Genomic DNA, 18,824 nt, shown 5'->3' on the forward strand with positions numbered 1-18,824 from the left:
CCCTGGGCTACCCTGCCTCGAAGTTTTGCGAGGTCGACCATGCATATTCATATTCTCGGTATTTGCGGCACTTTCATGGGTTCGCTGGCGGTGCTGGCCAAAGAACTCGGCCACCGTGTGACCGGTTCGGACGCCAACGTCTACCCACCGATGAGCACCCAGCTCCAGGCCCAGGGCATCGAGCTGACCCAGGGCTACGACCCGGCCCAACTGGACCCGGCACCTGACCTGGTGGTGATCGGCAACGCCATGTCGCGGGGCAACCCTGCGGTGGAGTATGTACTCAACAAAGGCCTGCCTTATGTGTCGGGCCCTCAGTGGCTGGCCGACCATGTACTGCAGGGGCGTTGGGTGCTGGCTGTGGCCGGTACCCACGGCAAGACCACCACCAGCAGCATGCTGGCCTGGGTTCTGGAGCATGCCGGCATGAGCCCTGGTTTCCTGATCGGCGGTGTGCCGCAGAATTTCTCGGTCTCGGCACGCTTGGGTGATACGCCGTTCTTCGTGGTGGAAGCCGACGAATACGACAGCGCCTTCTTCGACAAACGTTCAAAATTCGTGCACTACCATCCGCGCACAGCCATTCTCAACAACCTTGAGTTCGACCACGCGGACATTTTCCCGGACCTCGCCTCCATCGAGCGGCAGTTCCATCACCTGGTACGCACCATTCCGAGCGAAGGCCTGGTCATCCACCCGACCACCGAGCAGGCGCTGGAGCGGGTAATCGGCATGGGCTGCTGGACGCCAGTGCAGACCACCGGGGAGGGTGGCCAATGGCAGGCGCGTCTGCTCAGTGCCGACGGCTCGCGCTTCGAAGTGCTGTTCGAGGGGCAAGCGCAAGGCATTGTGGACTGGCCCCTGACTGGCCAGCATAACGTTGCCAACGCGTTGGCAACGTTGGCCGCCGCCCGACACGTGGGGGTAGTGCCTGCCATGGGCATCGATGGCCTGAGCGCGTTCAAGAGCGTCAAGCGGCGCATGGAGACGGTCGCAGAAGTGCAGGGCGTAACCATCTATGACGATTTCGCTCATCATCCGACGGCTATCGCCACCACTCTCGACGGCCTGCGCAAGCGGGTGGGCGAAGCACCGGTGATCGCCATCATCGAGCCCCGCTCCAACTCCATGAAGTTGGGCGCGCACCGTGACGGCCTGCCGGAAAGCGTCAACGATGCAGACCAGGTAGTCTGGTATGCGCCAGCCAACTTGGGCTGGGACCTGGCGGCGACTGCGGCGCAGTGCAAGGTGCCGAGCGTGGTCGCCGACAGCCTCGAAGCGATCATCGAGCGGGTCAAGGGCCAGGCGCGGCCGGGCACACACGTGGTGATCATGAGCAACGGCGGCTTTGGCGGCCTGCATGGCAAGTTGGCCGAGGCCCTGAAGTGAGCGGGCCGGAACGTATCACGCTGGCCATGACCGGCGCCTCCGGCGCGCAGTATGGCTTGCGTCTGCTCGATTGCCTGGTGCGCGAAGACCGTGAGGTGCATTTTCTCATCTCCAAGGCCGCGCAATTGGTGATGTCCACCGAGACCGACGTGCTGCTGCCGCCCAAGCCTCAGGCCATGCAGGCCTTTCTCACCGAGTACACCGGTGCTGCCGATGGGCAGATCCGCGTGTACGGCAAGGAGGACTGGATGTCGCCGGTGGCCTCGGGCTCCGGCGCACCGGCTGCCATGGTGGTGGTGCCGTGCTCCACCGGCACCTTGTCGGCCATCGCCACCGGGGCCTGCAACAACCTGATCGAGCGTGCCGCCGACGTGACCCTCAAGGAGCGTCGCCAGCTGATCCTGGTGCCGCGGGAGGCGCCGTTTTCGACCATCCATCTGGAGAACATGCTCAAGCTCTCGCAGATGGGGGCGGTTATCTTGCCGGCGGCCCCCGGCTTCTATCACCAGCCGCAGACAATCGATGACCTGGTCGACTTCGTCGTGGCGCGCGTTCTCAACCTGCTGAACATCCCGCAGGACATGTTGCCGCGTTGGGGGGAGCATCATCTTGGGGCGGATGATTGAAGCGCACTTTACCTGCAATGCTGGCCGTCCTGCTGCTTGACGGCTGTGCCACGGTGCGCACGCTTGATGCCAACAAGCCGGGCGCGCCGGTGGTGTATGCCGGCACCCGGTTGGACTTGTACGTGATCAATGGCGGGTGCTGCCCCAAGGACCATTTCGGGGCTCAGGCGCCGACATATCCACGGCTGGACCTGCCTGGGAGCATGCTGCTCGATACCCTGCTGTTGCCATTATCGTTGCTGACGGCTGCCGGGATCGGCTTCCAGGCCACTGGCGGTCTGTAACGGCCTCACCGCCGGCTCGCCGGCGACAGGGCCTTACAGGTGGGCGCTATTTCTTGCCTAATCTACGCAGCTCATCCGACTCGACAACCCGAATCCCGTCCTCTTCCTCCAGCGCCAGGCGCCACAGCGCCCGCGCCAATGTGCAGGCTTCGATCCCCCGATACTTGCCCGGCATCAACCGCGCAAACGGGGAAGCCAGCCGTTCGCCCAGGCGCGGCGCGATACGTTCGCCCAGCAGCAGCGAAGGCCTGACAATCGTCAGTTGCGGCCAATCCTGCGCTTTGAGCGCCTCTTCCATCTCGCCTTTGACCCGGTTGTAGAAGATCGACGACTTGGGATCGGCGCCGATGGCGCTGACCACCAGCAGGTGGCGCGCACCCATCTCCCGTGCACGCTTGCTGAAGGCCACCACCATGTCCAGGTCGACGGCGCGGAACGCCTGCTCGGAGCCGGCCTGCTTCAAGGTAGTGCCCAGGCAGCAATAAGCGATGTCCACGCGCCCGGCCAGTTGCGGTAGAAACACCGCAGGGTCGCCGACCGGGTTTTCCAGGTGTGGGTGTTCGGCCAGTGGTCGACGGGTGGGTGCCAGAACGCGGCTGATGGTGGGCTCGTTGAGCAGGCGGTCAAGCAGGTGTTCACCCGTCAGGCCCGTGGCTCCGGCAAGCAGGACATGCTGAGGCGTCAAGTACATGATGTCTCTCCTGTGTTACACACAAGTCTAGTGTGGGGCTGGCCTTTTTTCCTGCCCTTGCGAAGTCGCTTGTGCGGCATTGCGTAAGGCTTTTTCAGCTTGCTGCTGGCGCAAGCGTTGCCAATGTGCCAGTACGGCTGGTGGTGCCCAGATCTGTGGCTCGGAGGCTTCGAAACCTTCCCTCTTCTCCCGTTCGGCAACACTGCTGCGCGCCAGTTCGAATGCGTGTTCGAGGTCGTCGGTCTGGTTCAGCGCCTGGGCAAACAGAGCCTCGCCGAAATAGGTGAAATCGGCTTCTTCCGAGCAGCCGAATGACACCCTGTCCGCCCGTGCGGCAGTCATGATGATTGTTCGCTCATCTTTGAGCGGGGTGATGTAACCCCCTGAATAGCAGGCGGAGATGACGATTACCTTGTCGCGCTCCTTGAGCGGCGCCAAGGCACTGGCCAGTTCGTCGGCGGACAGGTCGGCAAGCTGCAGGCGTGGTTGGTCGAATACCAACTGGTGGTCCTGGCTGCCATGGCTGGTCAGGTAGATGAACACCAGGTCCTGCGGGCCAGTGCGCTCGGCCAGTGTGCGGGCGGCGCGGGTAAGGTTTTCGCGGGTTGCCATGGGCCGTGTGGACATCTGGTCGCGGTGATTGACCAGCGTGATCTGGCCGTGGGCACCGAAGCGCACCTTCAAAAGATTGCTGACGTAGTCGGCCTCGCGCAGAAATACACTCTGCTGGCCGTCACCAGCGACCACCAGGCTATACAGCTCAATGGGCGGCGTGGAGCGCGGTACGCGCGCCAGCGCCTCCTCCAGCAGCTTGCCTTGATTGAGCAGGGCCAGTTCCAGCGGGTCGGGGAGCAGTTTGCCGTTGTGGTCGCGAACGCGCACACCATTGACCCAGTAACCGCTTTGGACCTTGCCACTGGCCAGGGTCAGTTTACCCTGACCCTGGTAGGCATCGTTTTCGAAGCCGCCGACATAGTGGCTGCCATCTGGCAGTTGCAGGCTGCCCTGGCCGGCCAGGCGCCAATCGACGAAGCTGCCCTTGTAGTGGCTGCCATCGCTGCCCAGCATTTCCCCCTCGCCAAGCAGCGAGCCGTCCTTGAACTCGCCGATCCAGACATCGCCTTCGGCGTTTTCATAGCGGCCACGACCTTCCAGGCGATTGTCCTTGAACTCGCCGATATATTGCTCGCCATCGACACTGTCGTAGGTGCCGCTGCCCTGCAACAGACCGTCGACGAAGCGGCCGCTGAACTGATTGCCGCTGGCATCGCTGCGTACGCCGGCACCATTGGGCTTGCCTCTGGCAAACAAGCCCTGGTAACGGCTGCCGTCCGCCAGTTCGAGCTCGCCCGCGCCATGGTACTGATCGTCCTTGAACTGGCCGCGGTAGGTCTGATCGGCCTGCTTGAGCGTACCTTCGCCGTCGCGTCGGCCGTGGCTGAATGTCCCTGCATAGTGGCTCCCTGGGGTGGTCAGTTCGCCCACGCCCTGGAACAGGCCGGCGGCGAACTGCCCGCGATAGACCTCGCCATTACTGCCATGCCACTCGCCCTGACCATGCCATTGGCCATCCTTGAAGCCGCCGGCATACCAGCTGCCGTTGGGATAGTCGATGCGTCCTTCGCCTTGCAGAAGGCCGTCAACCACTTGGCCCCTGTAGCGACCGCCGTCGGGCAGGCGTGCATCCGGCGGCAACAGCGATTCGCCATCGCCACAGGCAGCGAGCATCAGGGTCAGGGTGATAGGCAACAGAGCACGCATGGCCGAATCCGGGCAAAAGTTATGCCGAGTATGCCGCACAATGGGGCGGATGAGACAGCCATGGCAGGGGCCGCGTGGCGACCCCAAAAAATGGTCAGACGAAGCAGAGCGAAAGCGGCTCGGCGATATAGGCAGGCTTCTCCTCGCCTTCGATCTCCAGTGTCGCGGTAGCCTTGAGCAACCACTGCCCAGGTTTCTTCTCGGTCACCTCACCCAGATCCACCTTCAGGCGCACCTTGCTGTCGACTTTCACCGGCTGAATGAAACGCACACTGTCGAGCCCGTAATTGACCACCATCTTCAGGCCTTCAGGCAGCACCAGAATGTCTTCCATCAGCTTCGGAATCAGCGACAAGGTCAGGAAACCATGGGCAATGGTGCAGCCGAATGGTGTCTTGGCCGCTTTGTCAGGGTCGACATGGATGAATTGAAAATCGCCCGTGGCCTCAGCGAACAGGTTGATGCGTTGCTGGTCGATCTTCAGCCAGTCGGAACGTCCCAGTTCCTTTCCAACGTACTGCGAAAGCTCGGTAACCGGTACATAGGGCATCACGACTCTCCAGGTTGTCATTTGGTACGAGTGTGCAAGATCAGCACGGCGGACAATTACAGTCAAGTTGCCAGTGCCAGGACGAATGCCTGCCCATAGCCTTGCGCGTGCTTATAATGGCCGGCATGCCGAAAGGAGATCCTTATGCTGCTGCGTGGTTTGACCTGGCTGGTGCTGTTCCAGCTGCTGGGTACGGCGTTCAATCATCTGTTGGTGCCGATACTGCCCGGGCCGATCATCGGCCTTTTGCTCTTGTTGTTGTTCCTCATGGCCCGCGGTGAGGTCGGCAAGCCGTTGAACGAGGCGGCGAGCAGCCTGTTGCGCTACCTGCCGCTACTGTTGGTGCCGCCAGCAGTAGGTGTGATGGTGTATGCCAAGGATATCGCTGCAGACTTCTGGGCCATCGCCGGCGCGCTTTTGATCTCCTGCCTGGCCACCTTGGTCTTTGTCGGGGTATTGATGCAGAAACTCATGCATCGCCAGGGCAAGCGCGGGGAGCAGCCATGATGCTCGATTGGCAGGGTGCACTCGATGCGGTTGTCCACCATCCGCTGTTTGGCATTGGTATTACGCTGGGTGCCTATCAGGTGGTGCTGGCAGCTTACGAGAAAACACGCTGGATCTTCCTGCAGCCGGTACTGGTGTCGATGGTCATGGTGATCGGTGTGTTGCTTGTCTGTGGTATCGACTACCGTGAGTACCGCAAGAGCACCGAGATCATGAACATTCTTCTGGGGCCGGCCACGGTGGCCTTGGCCGTGCCGCTCTACCTCAACCTGCGGCGTATCCGTCAGCTGTTCTGGCCGACATTTACTACGCTGGTAATCGGAGGCTTGTTCGCCACGCTCAGCTGCCTGTTGCTGGGTTGGTGGTTCGGTGCCGAACACATGATCCTGATGACCATGGCGCCGAAGTCGGTGACCTCACCGATCGCCATGCTTGTGGCCGAGCAAATTGGTGGTGTGGCGGCGCTGGCGGCGGTCTTCGTGTTGATCACCGGGGTGATCGGGGCCATTTTCGGCCCAGCATTGTTGAGCCGTTTTGGTGTGCATAGTCCCGAGGCGCGCGGCATGTCATTGGGCGTGACCGCGCATGCCGTGGGTACCTCGGTGGCCTTGCAGGAAAGTGACGAGTGCGGCGCGTTTGCCGCACTGGCGATGAGCCTGATGGGGGTGGCCACGGCGGTGTTCCTGCCGTTGGCGGTCAGCCTGGTGGCTTGAGGAGTTGTGATGACGCTACCGCTGTTTCCCCTCAATACTGTGTTGTTTCCCGGTTGCCTGCTGGATTTGCAGATATTCGAAGCCCGCTACCTGGACATGATTGGCCGCTGCATGAAGCAGGGCACAGGTTTTGGTGTGGTGTGCATCGTCGAAGGCGAGCAGGTCGGCAAGGCGCCACCTGTGGTTGCATCGATCGGGTGCGAGGCGCTGATCCGTGATTTTGTCCAGCAGGACAATGGTTTGCTGGGTATCCGTGTGGAAGGTGTGCGGCGCTTCGAGCTTAGCCAGACCGAAGTGCAGAAAGACCAGTTGCTGCTGGGCGAGGTGCATTGGCTGGCGGAGCAGGCGGACAGCCCGCTGACCGACCAGGACGATGACCTGCTGGCCTTGCTGGTGGCGTTGGGTGAGCACCCGATGGTCGAGGCACTGGACATGCCTCGTGACGTCACGGGGCGCCAGGCACTGGCCAACCAGCTGGCTTATCTGCTGCCGTTCATGGAAGAGGACAAGCTGGACTTGCTGGCGATCGACTCGCCGTCGGAGCGGCTGGCGGAAATCCAGAGGCTGCTGGAGCGGATTCAGGGTGAGCTGTTTGCCTGATAGAGGCTGGTTGCCTTTACGGCCCTGTCGCCGGCAAGCCTGCTTGTCGGCGACAGGGCTGTACAGCCCACGTCAATATTGGTAACGCTCCAGGGCCAGCGGCAAGGCATACAGGGCAAAGAAAGCCAGTAATGCGATACACGCCGGTAGTACCAGCCACCATACCCGTTGTGGCAGTGCATTGAGCGGCTGGCGATATTGCACCAGCGTCAGGCTGAGCGCGCAGACGCAGCAGGCCAGCAAGGCCCCGGCCAGGATGTCGGTTGGCCAATGCGCCCCCAGGTATACGCGCGACAGGGCGATCGCCAGCGCCGGAATGCACCCCAGCATCACCCAGGTCAGGCGCATGCGTGGCGGCTGGCCACGCCCGGCCAGCACCGCCATAACCAGAAAGAACGCAAACGAGGCCGAGCTATGCCCGCTGGGCATGCTGTAACTGGTCAGGGGGTCGGTCAACACCTCCGGTCGCGCCCGGGCAAACAGCCATTTAAGTGAGCCATTGGCAATTGCCGTACCCATCAATGCGCCACCGGCGAACAGTGCGTGCCGCCATTGTCGGGCGAGCAGCAGCAGGCCGGTTAGCAGCCCCCCCAGGAACAGTTGGGTGCGGAAATCGCCCAGGCGGGTTACCAGCACCATGGTGCCGTCCACGGCTTGGCTGCGATGCTCCTGCACCAGGGTCATCACGCCTTGGTCGAACTCGTGAAAGTACGGCCACCCCAGAAACACGCCGGCCAATGCAAAAAAGCTCAAGCCGGCGATCAGTCGCGTCCCGTGGCGCTGGTCGCGTACGCTGCTGTTCAGGCTCAGCCCGATCAGCACCGCCAGGGAGCCGGCGATGATGCCTGCATCCAGCCAGAATCCTTCCGGCAATGGCAGGCGCATGGCCGCCCCTGTAGCCCAGCCCGGTAACAGGTAGGCGACCGACCAGCCGGCACCGGCCAGCACGCTGACTGCAATGAAACGCGGTAACGGCATGTCGAACATGCCCGCGACCATCGGCAGCATCGGCCGCAGCGGGCCGATGAAACGGCCAACTAGCAAGCTGGCGATGCCGTAGCGCTGAAAGTAGGTTTCAGCGCTGCCGATCCATTCCGGGTGGTGGCGCAATAGGGGTAGGCGGCGGATGTTCTGGTGAAAGTACTTGCCTATCGTGTAAGACAGGGCGTCACCGAGCAGGCCGCCGAGGAACCCCAGCAGCAGTGTTTCGCCCAGGCTGAAGGTACCGCTGCCGGCCAATACCGCGACGGCAAACAGCAGTACCGTACCAGGTACGATGATGCCGGCGATGGCGAGGCATTCGATGCAGGCCACCAGGAAAATTGCCACGCCAAGCCACTGCGGGTTGGCGCTGAGCCAGCCGGTGAGGCTGTCGAGCCATTGGCCCATGTTTCAGCTTCCTTGTTTGAGAATGAAAAAGTCTTGCCCTTCGACTTGCCCCCGGCGCAGCGGGTTCCGGGTGCAGAAGCGGGCGTATTCGGCATCGATGAAACGGTACGGCAGGTGCTCATCGCGACCATGGGGGATACCCAGGCGCGCGGCCTGGACCACGTTGGGCACGGCGATCGCACAATCCTCGACGTACAGGCGTTCAGGGTCGAAGCGCTGGGCATCCCATTGCGGTACCTTCAAGCCCAGGGCCCGGCAGAGCAGGGTCTGGCCGGCGCACAGGCGTTCGGCTGGGCGCAGCTTGCCGCTGGCGTCGGGGTTGTTCAACTGCATTTGCGCCAGGCTGTTGGCACCGGAAAGGGCGTCCACCCAGGGGTAGGCCGACTTTATGAGCACTGCATTGCCTGGGCCGTGTGCGCTGAAATTGAGCGAGTCACCTCCGCGGGCGTAATACATGTAGATATGCCCGCCATCGAGAAACAGCGCCTTGCGTTTCTCTGTGTAGCCAAGCGAGGCATGGCTGCCCCTGTCCGTCAGGTAATAAGCCTCGGTTTCGATGATCCGTGCGGCCAGCCACAGGTCGCCATACCGATGCCTGATGACCTTGCCGAGCAGGGCCTTGGCCAAGATCTGGGCGTCCCGGTCGAAGAAGCTGTCGGGCAAGACGCGGGCAGGGCAGGGGGGAGTGTCTAGCATGCTGGCGATTCGTGGTGGTGTAGGCGCGGATGATAGCAATGATTGCCTTAATCGAGGCTGAAGCAAGGCAGTTCGATAAGAGCGGTTACATCTTTCCTACAGATTCTTGTCTGCCATTTTCTACCATCCGCCACCCGCCGCTGGGCGTATACCTGCGCGGCAGTTATAATCAGCCGATTTCCCCTTCGCCAAGACACCGAACCCATGACTGAGTCCGTTCTTGACTACATGACCCGTTTGGGTCGCGCCGCTCGCCAGGCCTCCCGGGTGATCGCCCGCGCCAGCACTGCGCAGAAAAACCGCGCCCTGCAGGCTGCTGCCGATGCACTGGACGCCGCGCGTGCCGAGCTTGCCGCAGCCAACGAACAGGACCTGGCCGCCGGCCGTGCCAATGGTCTGGAGCCTGCCCTGCTCGACCGCCTGGCCCTGACCCCTGCGCGTATCGACGGCATGATCACCGGCCTGCGCCAGGTGGCCAGCCTGCCGGACCCGGTCGGCGCCATCCGCGACATGAGCTATCGTCCGTCGGGTATTCAGGTCGGCAAGATGCGCGTGCCGCTGGGGGTGATCGGGATCATCTACGAATCGCGCCCGAACGTGACAATCGATGCCGCCAGCCTGTGCCTGAAGTCAGGCAACGCCACCATCCTGCGCGGCGGCTCCGAGGCCATTCACTCCAACCGCGCCATCGCTACCTGCATTCAGCGTGGCCTTGCCGAGGCCGGCCTGCCGGCCGCCGTGGTTCAGGTGGTCGAGACCACCGACCGTGAGGCGGTTGGCGCGCTGATCAGCATGCCTGAGTTCGTCGATGTCATCGTCCCTCGGGGTGGCCGCGGCCTGATTGAACGCATCAGCCGCGATGCCCGCGTGCCGGTCATCAAACACCTGGACGGTATCTGCCACGTGTACGTCGCTGAGCACGCCGACCTGGACAAGGGCTGGCGTGTTGCTTTCAACGCCAAGACTTACCGTTACGGTATTTGCGGTGCGATGGAAACCCTGCTGGTCGACCAACGTGTGGCTGAAGGCTTCCTGCCGGAAATGGCCCGCCGCTTCCAGGAAAAGGGCGTCGAACTTCGCGGGTGCGAGCGTACCCGTGCGCTGATCGAGGCCAAGCCGGCCAGCGAAGACGATTGGCACACCGAGTACCTCGACGCCATCCTGTCGATTCGTGTGGTCGATGGCCTGGACCAGGCCATCGAGCACATCAACCACTACGGCTCGCATCACACCGATTCGATCATTACCGAACACCAGGGCCAGGCTCGTCAGTTCATGGCCGAGGTGGACTCGGCGTCGGTGATGCTCAACACCCCGACCTGTTTCGCCGACGGCTTCGAGTATGGCCTGGGCGCGGAAATCGGTATTTCCACCGACAAACTGCACGCCCGCGGCCCGGTCGGCCTGGAAGGCCTGACTTGCGAGAAGTACGTGGTGATCGGCGATGGCCAGCTGCGCGGCCAGGAGTCCTGCTGAGTTGAGCAAGGCCCAGGCAGTCCGGCGCATCGGCATTCTTGGCGGTACTTTCGACCCCGTGCACATCGGCCACCTGCGCAGCGCGCTTGAGGTCACTGAGTTCATGGGGCTGGAAGAACTGCGCCTGTTGCCCAATGCCCGGCCACCGCACCGCGACACCCCGCAGGTGGCGGCCGAAGATCGCCTGGCGATGGTGCGTGAGGCCGTGCAAGGCGTCGAACGCCTGAGCGTGGATGCCCGAGAGCTTGAGCGCGACAAACCGTCCTACACCATCGATACGCTGGAGTCGGTCCGCGCCGAACTGGGCGCTGATGACCAGCTGTTTCTGGTGCTGGGCTGGGATGCCTTCTGTGGCTTGCCTGGCTGGCACCGCTGGGAAGAATTACTGCAACACTGTCACATCCTGGTGTTGCAACGCCCGGATGCCGACGTTGAACCCCCTGACGAGCTGCGCAACCTGTTGGCCGCGCGCTCCGAGAGCGATCCCACCGCCATGTCCGGCCCGGCGGGTAGTATTTCGTTCGTCTGGCAGACACCGCTTGCGGTGTCGGCTACACAGATCCGACAGCTGCTGGCCAGCGGCAGGTCGGTGAGGTTCCTGGTGCCGGACGCCGTACTGGCCTACATCGAGGCGCATGAACTGTATCGTGCGCCTAACTGACGGTGCCCTGTGGGCGCCTCATCCAACGAGTTGAACGAGTTTTATATGAGCAAGCAGAAAATCAATGGCGAAGAACTGGTCAAGCTGACCATCAGCGCGCTGGAAGACGTCAAGGCCCAGGATATCCAGGTCATCGACGTTCGCGAGAAGCACAGCCTGACCGACTACATGATCATTGCCACCGGTACCTCCAATCGCCAGATCAACGCGATGCTGGAAAAGGTCCGTGAAGCGGTCAAGAAAGAAGGTGCGCAGCCTCTGGGCGAAGAAGGCAAGGGCGACAGCGACTGGGTACTGCTGGACCTGAACGACGTCATCGTGCACATGATGACCGCCGCTGCCCGCCAGTTCTACGACCTGGAGCGCCTGTGGCTGGGTGCCGAACAGAGCCGCGCCGCCGATGCCAAGCACCACAGCCCGGAAAACGCCAGCGACTACTTCACCGACAAGCTCAAAGACCGGGAATAAGGAAGCGTCGTGCGTCTGCGCCTGATCGCGGTCGGCTCGCGCATGCCCAAGTGGGTCGAGGAAGGCTGGCATGAATATGCCAAGCGCCTGCCACAAGAGCTGTCGCTGGAGCTGGTGGAAATTCCGCTGAACACCCGTGGCAAGAATGCCGACGTCGCCCGCCTGATTCGTCAGGAGGGTGAGGCCATGCTGAGCAAGGTTCAGCCTGGGGAACGCATCGTCACCCTCGAGGTCCATGGCAAGCCCTGGAGCACCGAGCAATTGGCGACCGAGCTGGACCGCTGGCGGCTGGACTCGCGCACGGTGAATTTGATGGTGGGCGGCCCGGAAGGGCTGGCGCCTGAGGTTTGTGCGCGCGCCGAGCAACGCTGGTCGCTGTCGCCGCTGACCTTGCCGCACCCGTTGGTAAGGATACTCATCGGCGAGCAGATCTACCGCGCCTGGACAGTGTTGTCCGGGCACCCTTACCACAAATGAGCCTGTAAGCAGTCCGATGTCGCAGCCGATCCGCCTCAAGGACCACGAGAAAGACGCCCGCCTGGTGCGTAACCGCGTCGTGGTCGGCGCCGTGGCGATCATGCTGCTTGTCTGCGTGTTGATCGCACGCCTGTACTACCTGCAGATCATCCAGTACGACTACCACTCGACGTTGTCGGAAAACAATCGTGTGCACGTGCAACCGATTCCGCCGACCCGCGGGCTGATTTTTGATCGCAACGGGGTGATCATCGCTGACAACAGGCCCAGTTTCAGCCTGTCGATGACCCGCGAGCGTGCTGGCAACTGGCAGCAAGTACTGGATACCATCGTCGAAGTGCTGGAGTTGACAGCGGACGACCGTGCGCTGTTCGAAAAGCGCATGAGGCAGGGCAGGCGCCCCTTCGAGCCAGTACCGATCCTGTTTGAGCTGAACGAAGAGCAGATTGCCCGCGTGGCGGTCAACCAGTTCCGTTTGCCTGGCGTCGAAGTGGTCGCCCAGTTGGTGCGGCATTACCCGCAAGGGGCGCATTTCGCCCATTCGGTAGGGTATGTCGGGCGGATCAACGAGAAAGAGCTCAAAAGCCTTGATCCGGTGAACTATAGCGGCACCCACCATATCGGCAAGACTGGCATCGAGCGCTTCTACGAAGACGACCTGCATGGCCAGGTCGGTTACGAGGAGGTCGAGACCAATGCTCGCGGGCGCGTGCTGCGGGTCCTCAAACGCACCGACCCGAAACCTGGCAAAGACATCGTGCTGAGCCTGGACATCAAGTTGCAGGAAGCTGCCGAAGCGGCGTTGGGTGGGCGCCGTGGTGCGGTGGTAGCGCTCGACCCGCGCAACGGCGAAGTGCTGGCGATGGTCAGCCAGCCGAGTTTCGACCCCAACCTGTTCGTCACCGGCATCAGTTTCAAGGCCTACGCCGAGTTGCGCGACTCGATCGACCGGCCGCTGTTCAACCGCGTGCTGCGCGGCTTGTACCCGCCGGGTTCGACCATCAAGCCGGCGGTTGCCATCGCCGGCCTCGACAGCGGTGTGGTCAATGCCGGCAGCCGTGTGTTCGACCCGGGGTATTACCAACTCCCCAACTACGATCACAAATACCGTAACTGGAACCGCAGTGGTGATGGCTGGGTCGACCTGGATACCGCAATCATGCGTTCCAATGACACCTATTTCTACGATCTTGCCCACAAGATGGGTATCGATCGGCTTTCCACCTACATGAACAAGTTCGGCATCGGCCAGAAGGTTGCCCTGGACATGTTCGAGGAGTCGGCGGGGCTGATGCCGTCGCGTGAATGGAAGCGCGCCACCCGCCGCCAAGCCTGGTTCCCCGGTGAAACCCTGATTCTGGGCATCGGTCAGGGCTACATGCAGGCAACACCGCTGCAACTGGCCCAGGCCACCGCGCTGATCGCCAACAAGGGCGTATGGAACCGTCCGCACCTGGCCAAGACCATCGAGGGTCAATCGCCCGTGGACCCGAACCCGATGGAAAACATCATCCTGCGTGACAAGTCCGACTGGGCCAAGGTCACCCACGGCATGGAGCAGGTGATGCACAACGCCCGCGGTACCGCACGCAAGGCTGCGGCCGGTGCCCAGTACCGCATTGCCGGCAAGAGCGGTACCGCGCAGGTGGTAGCGATCAGGCAGGGCGAGAAATACGACCGCAACAAAATTCAGGAGCGCCACCGCGACCATGCGTTGTTCGTCGCCTTCGCCCCGGCCGACGATCCGAAGATCGTGGTCTCGGTGATGGTCGAGAACGGCGAGTCCGGCTCCGGTGTAGCCGCACCCGTGGTGCGGCAGATCATGGACGCCTGGCTGCTCGACGAGAACGGTCGGCTCAAAGCCGAGTTCGCTCCTGCCACTGTCGCCCAGGAAACGGCCCCGTGAAGAACAATTTCGATCGCATGCTCTCCAGCGAGGACGTGATGCGTCGACGCGCCAGCTTCCTGCAGCGCATCCACATCGACGGCCCCTTGCTGGTCATCCTGCTGACCCTCGCCGCCGGCAGTCTGTTCGTGCTCTATTCTGCCAGCGGCAAGAACTGGGATTTGCTACTTAAGCAGGCCACTTCATTCGGTATCGGGCTGGTGTCGATGTTCGTCATCGCTCAGCTTGAACCCCGCTTCATGGCGCGCTGGGTGCCTCTTGCCTATCTCACAGGGGTGCTGCTGCTGGTCGTGGTGGACGTCATGGGCCATAACGCCATGGGCGCCACGCGCTGGATCAACATACCCGGGGTAATCCGCTTCCAGCCCTCGGAGTTCATGAAGATCATCATGCCGGCGACCATCGCCTGGTACCTGTCCAAACGCACCTTGCCGCCTCATTTGAAACATGTGGCCATCAGCCTGGTGCTGATTGGCGTGCCGTTCATCCTCATCGTCCGCCAGCCGGACCTGGGTACGGCGTTGCTGATCCTTGCCTCCGGCGCCTTCGTGCTGTTCATGGGCGGCCTGCGCTGGCGCTGGATCCTCAGCGTGCTGACGGCGGCCGTGCCTGTGGCGGTGGCCATGTGGTTCTTCGTCATGCACGACTACCAGAAACAGCGTGTGCTGACTTTCCTCGACCCTGAAAGCGACCCGCTGGGTACCGGCTGGAACATCATCCAGTCCAAAGCGGCCATTGGTTCGGGTGGCGTGTTCGGCAAGGGCTGGCTGCTTGGCACCCAGTCGCACCTGGACTTCCTCCCCGAGAGCCATACCGACTTCATCATCGCCGTGCTCGGCGAGGAATTCGGCCTGGTCGGTATCTGCCTGCTGCTGATCGTTTACCTCTTGCTGATCGGTCGTGGGCTGATGATTACGGCTCAGGCGCAGACCTTGTTCGGCAAGCTGCTTGCAGGCAGCCTGACCATGACGTTCTTTGTATATGTATTCGTCAATATCGGTATGGTCAGCGGCCTATTGCCCGTGGTGGGCGTGCCGCTGCCCTTCATTAGTTATGGCGGAACTTCGTTGGTGACGCTGCTGTCAGCGTTTGGCGTTCTCATGTCGATCCATACGCACCGTAAATGGATCGCACAGGTTTGAAAAAGGTGAAGAATTTCATGCAAGCAGTGCGTAACTGGGCTGCCCGTTTTGCGCCGTGGTTCGGCGCGGTGGGCCTGTTCGCCGCTGTCCAGCAGGCGCATGCCGGCGATTATGACGGCTCGCCTCAGGTGGCCGAATTCGTCGGTGAGATGAGCCGCGACTATGGCTTTGCCAGCGAGCAGTTGATGGGCGTGTTCCGCGAGGTCCAGCGCAAGCAATCGATCCTGGACGCCATTTCGAGGCCGGCCGAGCGGGTAAAACCGTGGAAGGATTACCGGCCGATGTTCATTACCGACGCGCGCATCGCCCGCGGTGTGGACTTCTGGCGCCAGCATGAAGCGGTGCTGGCCCGGGCGGAGCAGGAATACGGCGTACCGGCGCAGTACATCGTCGCGATCATCGGCGTAGAAACCTTTTTTGGCCGCAACACTGGCAACTACCGTGTGATCGACGCCTTGTCGACCCTGGGCTTCGATTACCCGCCACGCGCCGAGTTCTTCCGCAAGGAGCTGCGCGAGTACCTGCTGTTGTCGCGCGAAGAGCAGCTCGACCCGCTGACCCTCAAAGGTTCATACGCCGGTGCCATGGGCCTGCCGCAGTTCATGCCGAGCAGCTTTCGCAACTACGCGGTGGACTTCGATGGCGATGGCCACATCAATATCTGGAACAACCCCGACGATGCCATCGGCAGTGTCGCCAGCTACTTCAAAGAGCACGGCTGGGTGGCTGGGCAGGGCGTGGTCAGTCGCGCCCAGGTCAGTGGTGCGCGGGCAGACGAAGGCCTGACCACGGGCATCGAGCCGGTGAAAACCGTCGCAGAGTTGCAGGCGCTTGGCTGGTCGAGTCATGATGCGTTGCGCGGTGATCTGCCAGTCACCGCCTTCCGTCTGGAAGGCGCAAGCGGGCCTGAATACTGGTTGGGCCTGAAGAATTTCTACGCGATCACTCGCTACAACCGCAGCGTGATGTATGCCATGGCGGTGCATCAGCTTTCGGAACAGCTGGTCCAAGCACGGGGCGTCAAGTAATGCGCGCAATGATTTCTGCCAATACCTTCAAGTTGCTGGCCTGCATGACCGTCGGCATGCTGCTGGTCAGTTGCTCCTCCAGCCGGCCCGCCCCCCAGAAAAGCGGCAATACCGTTCGTGCGCAGCCTGGCCTGGATATCAACCGTGCCCACAAGGACGGTGCGCCGTGGTGGGACGTGGATGTGAACAAGATCCCGGACGCGACGCCGACCGTGCACACTGGCAACTACAAGGCCAACCCTTACACGGTGCTGGGCAAGACCTACTACCCCATGCAGGACTCGCGCAACTACCGTGCCGAAGGCACCGCCTCGTGGTACGGCACCAAGTTCCATGGGCAGAACACCGCCAACGGTGAGCTGTACGACCTTTATGGCATGAGCGCAGCCCACAAGACCCTGCCGCTGCCGGCCTACGTGCGGGTGACCAACCTTGCCAACGGGCGCAGTGTGATCTTGCGGGTCAATGACCGTGGCCCGTTCTACTCCGACCGCATCATCGATCTGTCCTATGCCGCAGCCAAGAAGCTCGGCTATGCCGAGAGCGGCACCGCGCACGTGCGGGTCGAAGGTATCGATCCCCAGCAATGGTGGGCCCAGCGTGGCCAGCAGCCGCCGTTGATGCTCAAGGAGCCTCAGGCCACCCAGACTCAGGCGATTGCGGCCAGCACCGGGCGTGTCGAGCAATGGTCGCCGCCGGCGCAGCAACACGCAGCGCCCGTAGTGCCAGTGCAAGTGGGTGGCAACAATGTGCCGGCAGGCAACGGTGGCAGCTTCCTGCAGGTGGGCGCGTTTGCCAACCCGGACGCCGCCGAGCTGTTGCGTTCGAAGCTGAGCACCATGGTCAGCGCACCGGTGTTCATCAGCTCCATCGTGCGTAACCAGCAGACCCTGCACCGCGTGCGCCTGGGGCCGATCAGCAGCCAGGGCGAAATCCAGCAGGCGCAGGACAGCATTCGCCTGGCGAACCTTGGCCAGGCCAAGCTGGTCACAGACTGACGGCAGCGGCAAGCCGCAAGCTTCAAGCAGAAGCCAAGTTGCACTTAGCCTTGTCTTGCAGCTTGAGCCTCTAGCTGTCTGTTTTGTCATGAATTGACGGGCGCGGCCATGTACAATGTCCGCTTTTGCCCGCAGCGACATAAAGCCGCACTTCGTGGGCTCGGCCCTGAGCCGCAAAAATTAGACTGACTGGCGCTGGGCACACGATGTGGCCCAGGGAACATCTCAGACCATTAGCGATTTTCGAGAGACGGATGAACATCACCAACCTTGCCAAACGACTTTGCCTGCCCGTACTGCTGATGATCACGCCTGCTGCCTTTGCGGCAGAGCAGATGATGCCGGCACCACCGCAACTGGCAGCCAAGTCCTACGTACTCATGGACGCGTCCAGCGGCAATGTGCTGGTCGAGAACAACGGTGACGAGCGCCTGCCGCCGGCCAGCCTGACCAAGCTGATGACCGCCTACATCGCCACCCTGGACATCCGCCGTGGCCAGATCGGCGAGAACGATCCGGTCACCGTCAGCGAGAATGCCTGGCGTACCGGTGGTTCGCGCATGTTCATCAAGGTCGGTAGCCAGGTCACCGTCAGTGACCTGCTGCATGGCATCATCATCCAGTCGGGCAACGATGCTTCGGTCGCCTTGGCCGAGCACATCGCTGGCAGCGAAGATGCCTTTGCCGACATGATGAACAAGACTGCCGCCGACCTGGGCATGTCCAACAGCCACTTCATGAACCCGACCGGTCTGCCGCACCCGGACCACTACTCCTCGGCCCATGACATGGCTACCCTGGCTCGCGCGATCATCAACGTCGACCCGGCCCACTACGCGATCTACTCGCAGAAAGAGTTCTTCTGGAACAACATCAAGCAGCCAAACCGCAACCTGCTGCTGTGGCGTGACAAGACGGTCGATGGCCTGAAGACCGGCCACACCGAAGAAGCCGGCTACTGCATGGTGGCCTCGGCTGTACGCGACGGCCAACGCTTGATCGCGGTGGTGTTCGGCACCAATAGCGAGCAGTCCCGTGCTGCCGAAACCCAGAAGCTGCTGACCTATGGCTTCCGCTTCTTCGAAACCCAGACCTTCTATCAGAAGGGCACCGAACTGACCCAGGCCCCGGTCTGGAAAGGCGCCACCAGCATTGTCAAAGCCGGCCTGGCCGACGACCTGACCCTGACCATGCCTAAGGGCCAGATGAAGCGCCTCCAGGCGTCGATGACCATGAACCCGCAGCTCACCGCACCGATCGCCAAAGGTGACGTGATCGGTAAAGTGGAAGTCAAACTGGACGAGAACGTGGTTCACAGCGCCGACCTGATCGCCCTCGATGGCGTAGAGGAAGGTGGTTTCATCCGTCGTATGTGGGATAGCATCCGTCTATTCTTCTACGGGTTGTTCAACTGATACGTGACCTGCACGCCCCCGAAATCCTGCGGGGGCGTTGTTGTTGC

At 62.1% G+C, this 18,824-nt stretch carries 20 protein-coding genes; 15 read left to right on the top strand and 5 right to left on the bottom strand.

Features of this window, described 5'->3' with window-relative positions; genetic code table 11:
- Positions 1-39 precede the first annotated feature (39 nt).
- Genes mpl through JET17_RS03010 form a run of 3 tightly spaced genes read left to right on the top strand, consistent with a single transcriptional unit; the run spans position 40 to position 2,299 of the window.
- Positions 40-1,389 carry a UDP-N-acetylmuramate:L-alanyl-gamma-D-glutamyl-meso-diaminopimelate ligase gene (gene mpl / locus JET17_RS03000; RefSeq protein WP_012312537.1) on the top strand — a complete coding sequence of 450 codons (1,350 nt, stop codon included), beginning with the start codon at positions 40-42 and terminating at the stop codon, positions 1,387-1,389.
- The gene (ubiX, locus tag JET17_RS03005) at positions 1,386-2,015 is read left to right on the top strand and encodes a flavin prenyltransferase UbiX (protein WP_012312538.1); all 630 of its coding nucleotides are present in this window, start codon (positions 1,386-1,388) and stop codon (positions 2,013-2,015) included. The genes mpl and ubiX overlap by 4 nt, the downstream gene beginning before the upstream one ends.
- A 17-nt stretch (positions 2,016-2,032) precedes the next feature.
- Positions 2,033-2,299, top strand: coding sequence for a YceK/YidQ family lipoprotein (locus JET17_RS03010; protein WP_012312539.1), 267 nt, complete (start codon positions 2,033-2,035; stop codon positions 2,297-2,299).
- Between the two features lie 46 nt (positions 2,300-2,345).
- Here JET17_RS03010 and JET17_RS03015 read toward each other — a convergent pair whose 3' ends face one another.
- The 3 genes from JET17_RS03015 to JET17_RS03025 all read right to left on the bottom strand — a co-directional run bounded on the left by JET17_RS03015 (position 2,346) and on the right by JET17_RS03025 (position 5,301).
- Positions 2,346-2,990, bottom strand: a complete 645-nt coding sequence (locus tag JET17_RS03015; protein WP_012312540.1) for an oxidoreductase — start codon at positions 2,988-2,990, stop codon at positions 2,346-2,348.
- 27 nt (positions 2,991-3,017) lie between these two features.
- Positions 3,018-4,751, bottom strand: a complete 1,734-nt coding sequence (locus tag JET17_RS03020) for a C13 family peptidase (protein ID WP_012312541.1) — start codon at positions 4,749-4,751, stop codon at positions 3,018-3,020.
- Between the two features lie 94 nt (positions 4,752-4,845).
- Positions 4,846-5,301, bottom strand: coding sequence for a MaoC family dehydratase (locus tag JET17_RS03025; protein WP_012312542.1), 456 nt, complete (start codon positions 5,299-5,301; stop codon positions 4,846-4,848).
- Positions 5,302-5,445: 144 nt separating this feature from the next.
- Between JET17_RS03025 and JET17_RS03030 the strand changes: the two genes are divergently transcribed.
- From JET17_RS03030 to JET17_RS03040, 3 genes are read left to right on the top strand one after another with little or no spacing between them, the layout of a single operon-like run.
- The gene (locus tag JET17_RS03030; protein WP_012312543.1) at positions 5,446-5,808 is read left to right on the top strand and encodes a CidA/LrgA family protein; all 363 of its coding nucleotides are present in this window, start codon (positions 5,446-5,448) and stop codon (positions 5,806-5,808) included.
- On the top strand, positions 5,805-6,521 hold the full coding sequence (locus JET17_RS03035; RefSeq protein ID WP_012312544.1) for an LrgB family protein: 717 nt from the start codon (positions 5,805-5,807) through the stop codon (positions 6,519-6,521). The genes JET17_RS03030 and JET17_RS03035 overlap by 4 nt, the downstream gene beginning before the upstream one ends.
- Positions 6,522-6,530: 9 nt before the next feature.
- Complete coding sequence (locus tag JET17_RS03040) at positions 6,531-7,121, top strand: LON peptidase substrate-binding domain-containing protein (protein ID WP_012312545.1); 591 nt, start codon at positions 6,531-6,533, stop codon at positions 7,119-7,121.
- Positions 7,122-7,193: 72 nt separating this feature from the next.
- Here JET17_RS03040 and JET17_RS03045 read toward each other — a convergent pair whose 3' ends face one another.
- Positions 7,194-8,510: a bifunctional DedA family/phosphatase PAP2 family protein gene (locus JET17_RS03045; RefSeq protein ID WP_012312546.1), complete on the bottom strand. Its 1,317-nt coding sequence runs from the start codon at positions 8,508-8,510 to the stop codon at positions 7,194-7,196.
- 3 nt (positions 8,511-8,513) lie between these two features.
- Positions 8,514-9,206: a DNA-3-methyladenine glycosylase gene (locus JET17_RS03050; RefSeq protein WP_012312547.1), complete on the bottom strand. Its 693-nt coding sequence runs from the start codon at positions 9,204-9,206 to the stop codon at positions 8,514-8,516.
- Between the two features lie 204 nt (positions 9,207-9,410).
- Between JET17_RS03050 and JET17_RS03055 the strand changes: the two genes are divergently transcribed.
- From JET17_RS03055 to JET17_RS03095, 9 genes are all read left to right on the top strand, one after another.
- The gene (locus JET17_RS03055; RefSeq protein ID WP_012312548.1) at positions 9,411-10,682 is read left to right on the top strand and encodes a glutamate-5-semialdehyde dehydrogenase; all 1,272 of its coding nucleotides are present in this window, start codon (positions 9,411-9,413) and stop codon (positions 10,680-10,682) included.
- Positions 10,651-11,343, top strand: a complete 693-nt coding sequence (gene nadD, locus JET17_RS03060) for a nicotinate-nucleotide adenylyltransferase (protein ID WP_042111122.1) — start codon at positions 10,651-10,653, stop codon at positions 11,341-11,343. The genes JET17_RS03055 and nadD overlap by 32 nt, the downstream gene beginning before the upstream one ends.
- Positions 11,344-11,388: 45 nt before the next feature.
- Positions 11,389-11,811, top strand: coding sequence for a ribosome silencing factor (gene rsfS, locus JET17_RS03065; protein ID WP_012312550.1), 423 nt, complete (start codon positions 11,389-11,391; stop codon positions 11,809-11,811).
- A gap of 9 nt (positions 11,812-11,820) precedes the next feature.
- Positions 11,821-12,288, top strand: a complete 468-nt coding sequence (gene rlmH, locus JET17_RS03070) for a 23S rRNA (pseudouridine(1915)-N(3))-methyltransferase RlmH (RefSeq protein WP_008090421.1) — start codon at positions 11,821-11,823, stop codon at positions 12,286-12,288.
- A gap of 16 nt (positions 12,289-12,304) precedes the next feature.
- Entirely contained in the window at positions 12,305-14,194 is a 1,890-nt protein-coding gene (gene mrdA, locus JET17_RS03075; RefSeq protein WP_012312551.1) for a penicillin-binding protein 2, read from the top strand.
- Positions 14,195-14,232: 38 nt separating this feature from the next.
- Positions 14,233-15,336, top strand: coding sequence for a rod shape-determining protein RodA (gene rodA, locus JET17_RS03080; RefSeq protein WP_042111868.1), 1,104 nt, complete (start codon positions 14,233-14,235; stop codon positions 15,334-15,336).
- A 17-nt stretch (positions 15,337-15,353) separates the two neighbouring features.
- A complete protein-coding gene (gene mltB, locus JET17_RS03085; RefSeq protein WP_012312553.1) occupies positions 15,354-16,364 on the top strand; it encodes a lytic murein transglycosylase B in 1,011 nt (336 codons plus the stop codon).
- Positions 16,364-17,362: a septal ring lytic transglycosylase RlpA family protein gene (locus JET17_RS03090; RefSeq protein ID WP_012312554.1), complete on the top strand. Its 999-nt coding sequence runs from the start codon at positions 16,364-16,366 to the stop codon at positions 17,360-17,362. Before mltB ends, JET17_RS03090 begins: the two co-directional genes overlap by 1 nt.
- A 254-nt stretch (positions 17,363-17,616) precedes the next feature.
- On the top strand, positions 17,617-18,777 hold the full coding sequence (locus tag JET17_RS03095; RefSeq protein WP_012312555.1) for a D-alanyl-D-alanine carboxypeptidase family protein: 1,161 nt from the start codon (positions 17,617-17,619) through the stop codon (positions 18,775-18,777).
- Positions 18,778-18,824: the final 47 nt, after the last annotated feature.

The sequence above is a fragment of the Pseudomonas putida genome (assembly GCF_016406145.1).
Classification (GTDB): Bacteria; Pseudomonadota; Gammaproteobacteria; order Pseudomonadales; family Pseudomonadaceae; genus Aquipseudomonas; species Aquipseudomonas putida_E.

Excerpts from the sequence above, each read along its gene's own strand:
- JET17_RS03055 (WP_012312548.1), top strand. The coding sequence starts at position 9,411 with ATGACTGAGTCCGTTCTTGACTACATGACCCGTTTGGGTCGCGCCGCT.
- JET17_RS03035 (WP_012312544.1), top strand. The coding sequence starts at position 5,805 with ATGATGCTCGATTGGCAGGGTGCACTCGATGCGGTTGTCCACCATCCG.
- JET17_RS03045 (WP_012312546.1), bottom strand. The coding sequence starts at position 8,510 with ATGGGCCAATGGCTCGACAGCCTCACCGGCTGGCTCAGCGCCAACCCG.
- JET17_RS03010 (WP_012312539.1), top strand. The coding sequence starts at position 2,033 with ATGCTGGCCGTCCTGCTGCTTGACGGCTGTGCCACGGTGCGCACGCTT.
- rodA (WP_042111868.1), top strand. The coding sequence starts at position 14,233 with ATGCGTCGACGCGCCAGCTTCCTGCAGCGCATCCACATCGACGGCCCC.
- mrdA (WP_012312551.1), top strand. The coding sequence starts at position 12,305 with ATGTCGCAGCCGATCCGCCTCAAGGACCACGAGAAAGACGCCCGCCTG.
- JET17_RS03095 (WP_012312555.1), top strand. The coding sequence starts at position 17,617 with ATGAACATCACCAACCTTGCCAAACGACTTTGCCTGCCCGTACTGCTG.
- JET17_RS03030 (WP_012312543.1), top strand. The coding sequence starts at position 5,446 with ATGCTGCTGCGTGGTTTGACCTGGCTGGTGCTGTTCCAGCTGCTGGGT.
- JET17_RS03090 (WP_012312554.1), top strand. The coding sequence starts at position 16,364 with ATGCGCGCAATGATTTCTGCCAATACCTTCAAGTTGCTGGCCTGCATG.
- JET17_RS03025 (WP_012312542.1), bottom strand. The coding sequence starts at position 5,301 with ATGCCCTATGTACCGGTTACCGAGCTTTCGCAGTACGTTGGAAAGGAA.
- nadD (WP_042111122.1), top strand. The coding sequence starts at position 10,651 with ATGGCCAGCTGCGCGGCCAGGAGTCCTGCTGAGTTGAGCAAGGCCCAG.
- JET17_RS03020 (WP_012312541.1), bottom strand. The coding sequence starts at position 4,751 with ATGCGTGCTCTGTTGCCTATCACCCTGACCCTGATGCTCGCTGCCTGT.
- JET17_RS03015 (WP_012312540.1), bottom strand. The coding sequence starts at position 2,990 with ATGTACTTGACGCCTCAGCATGTCCTGCTTGCCGGAGCCACGGGCCTG.
- JET17_RS03040 (WP_012312545.1), top strand. The coding sequence starts at position 6,531 with ATGACGCTACCGCTGTTTCCCCTCAATACTGTGTTGTTTCCCGGTTGC.
- rsfS (WP_012312550.1), top strand. The coding sequence starts at position 11,389 with ATGAGCAAGCAGAAAATCAATGGCGAAGAACTGGTCAAGCTGACCATC.
- JET17_RS03050 (WP_012312547.1), bottom strand. The coding sequence starts at position 9,206 with ATGCTAGACACTCCCCCCTGCCCTGCCCGCGTCTTGCCCGACAGCTTC.
- mpl (WP_012312537.1), top strand. The coding sequence starts at position 40 with ATGCATATTCATATTCTCGGTATTTGCGGCACTTTCATGGGTTCGCTG.
- mltB (WP_012312553.1), top strand. The coding sequence starts at position 15,354 with ATGCAAGCAGTGCGTAACTGGGCTGCCCGTTTTGCGCCGTGGTTCGGC.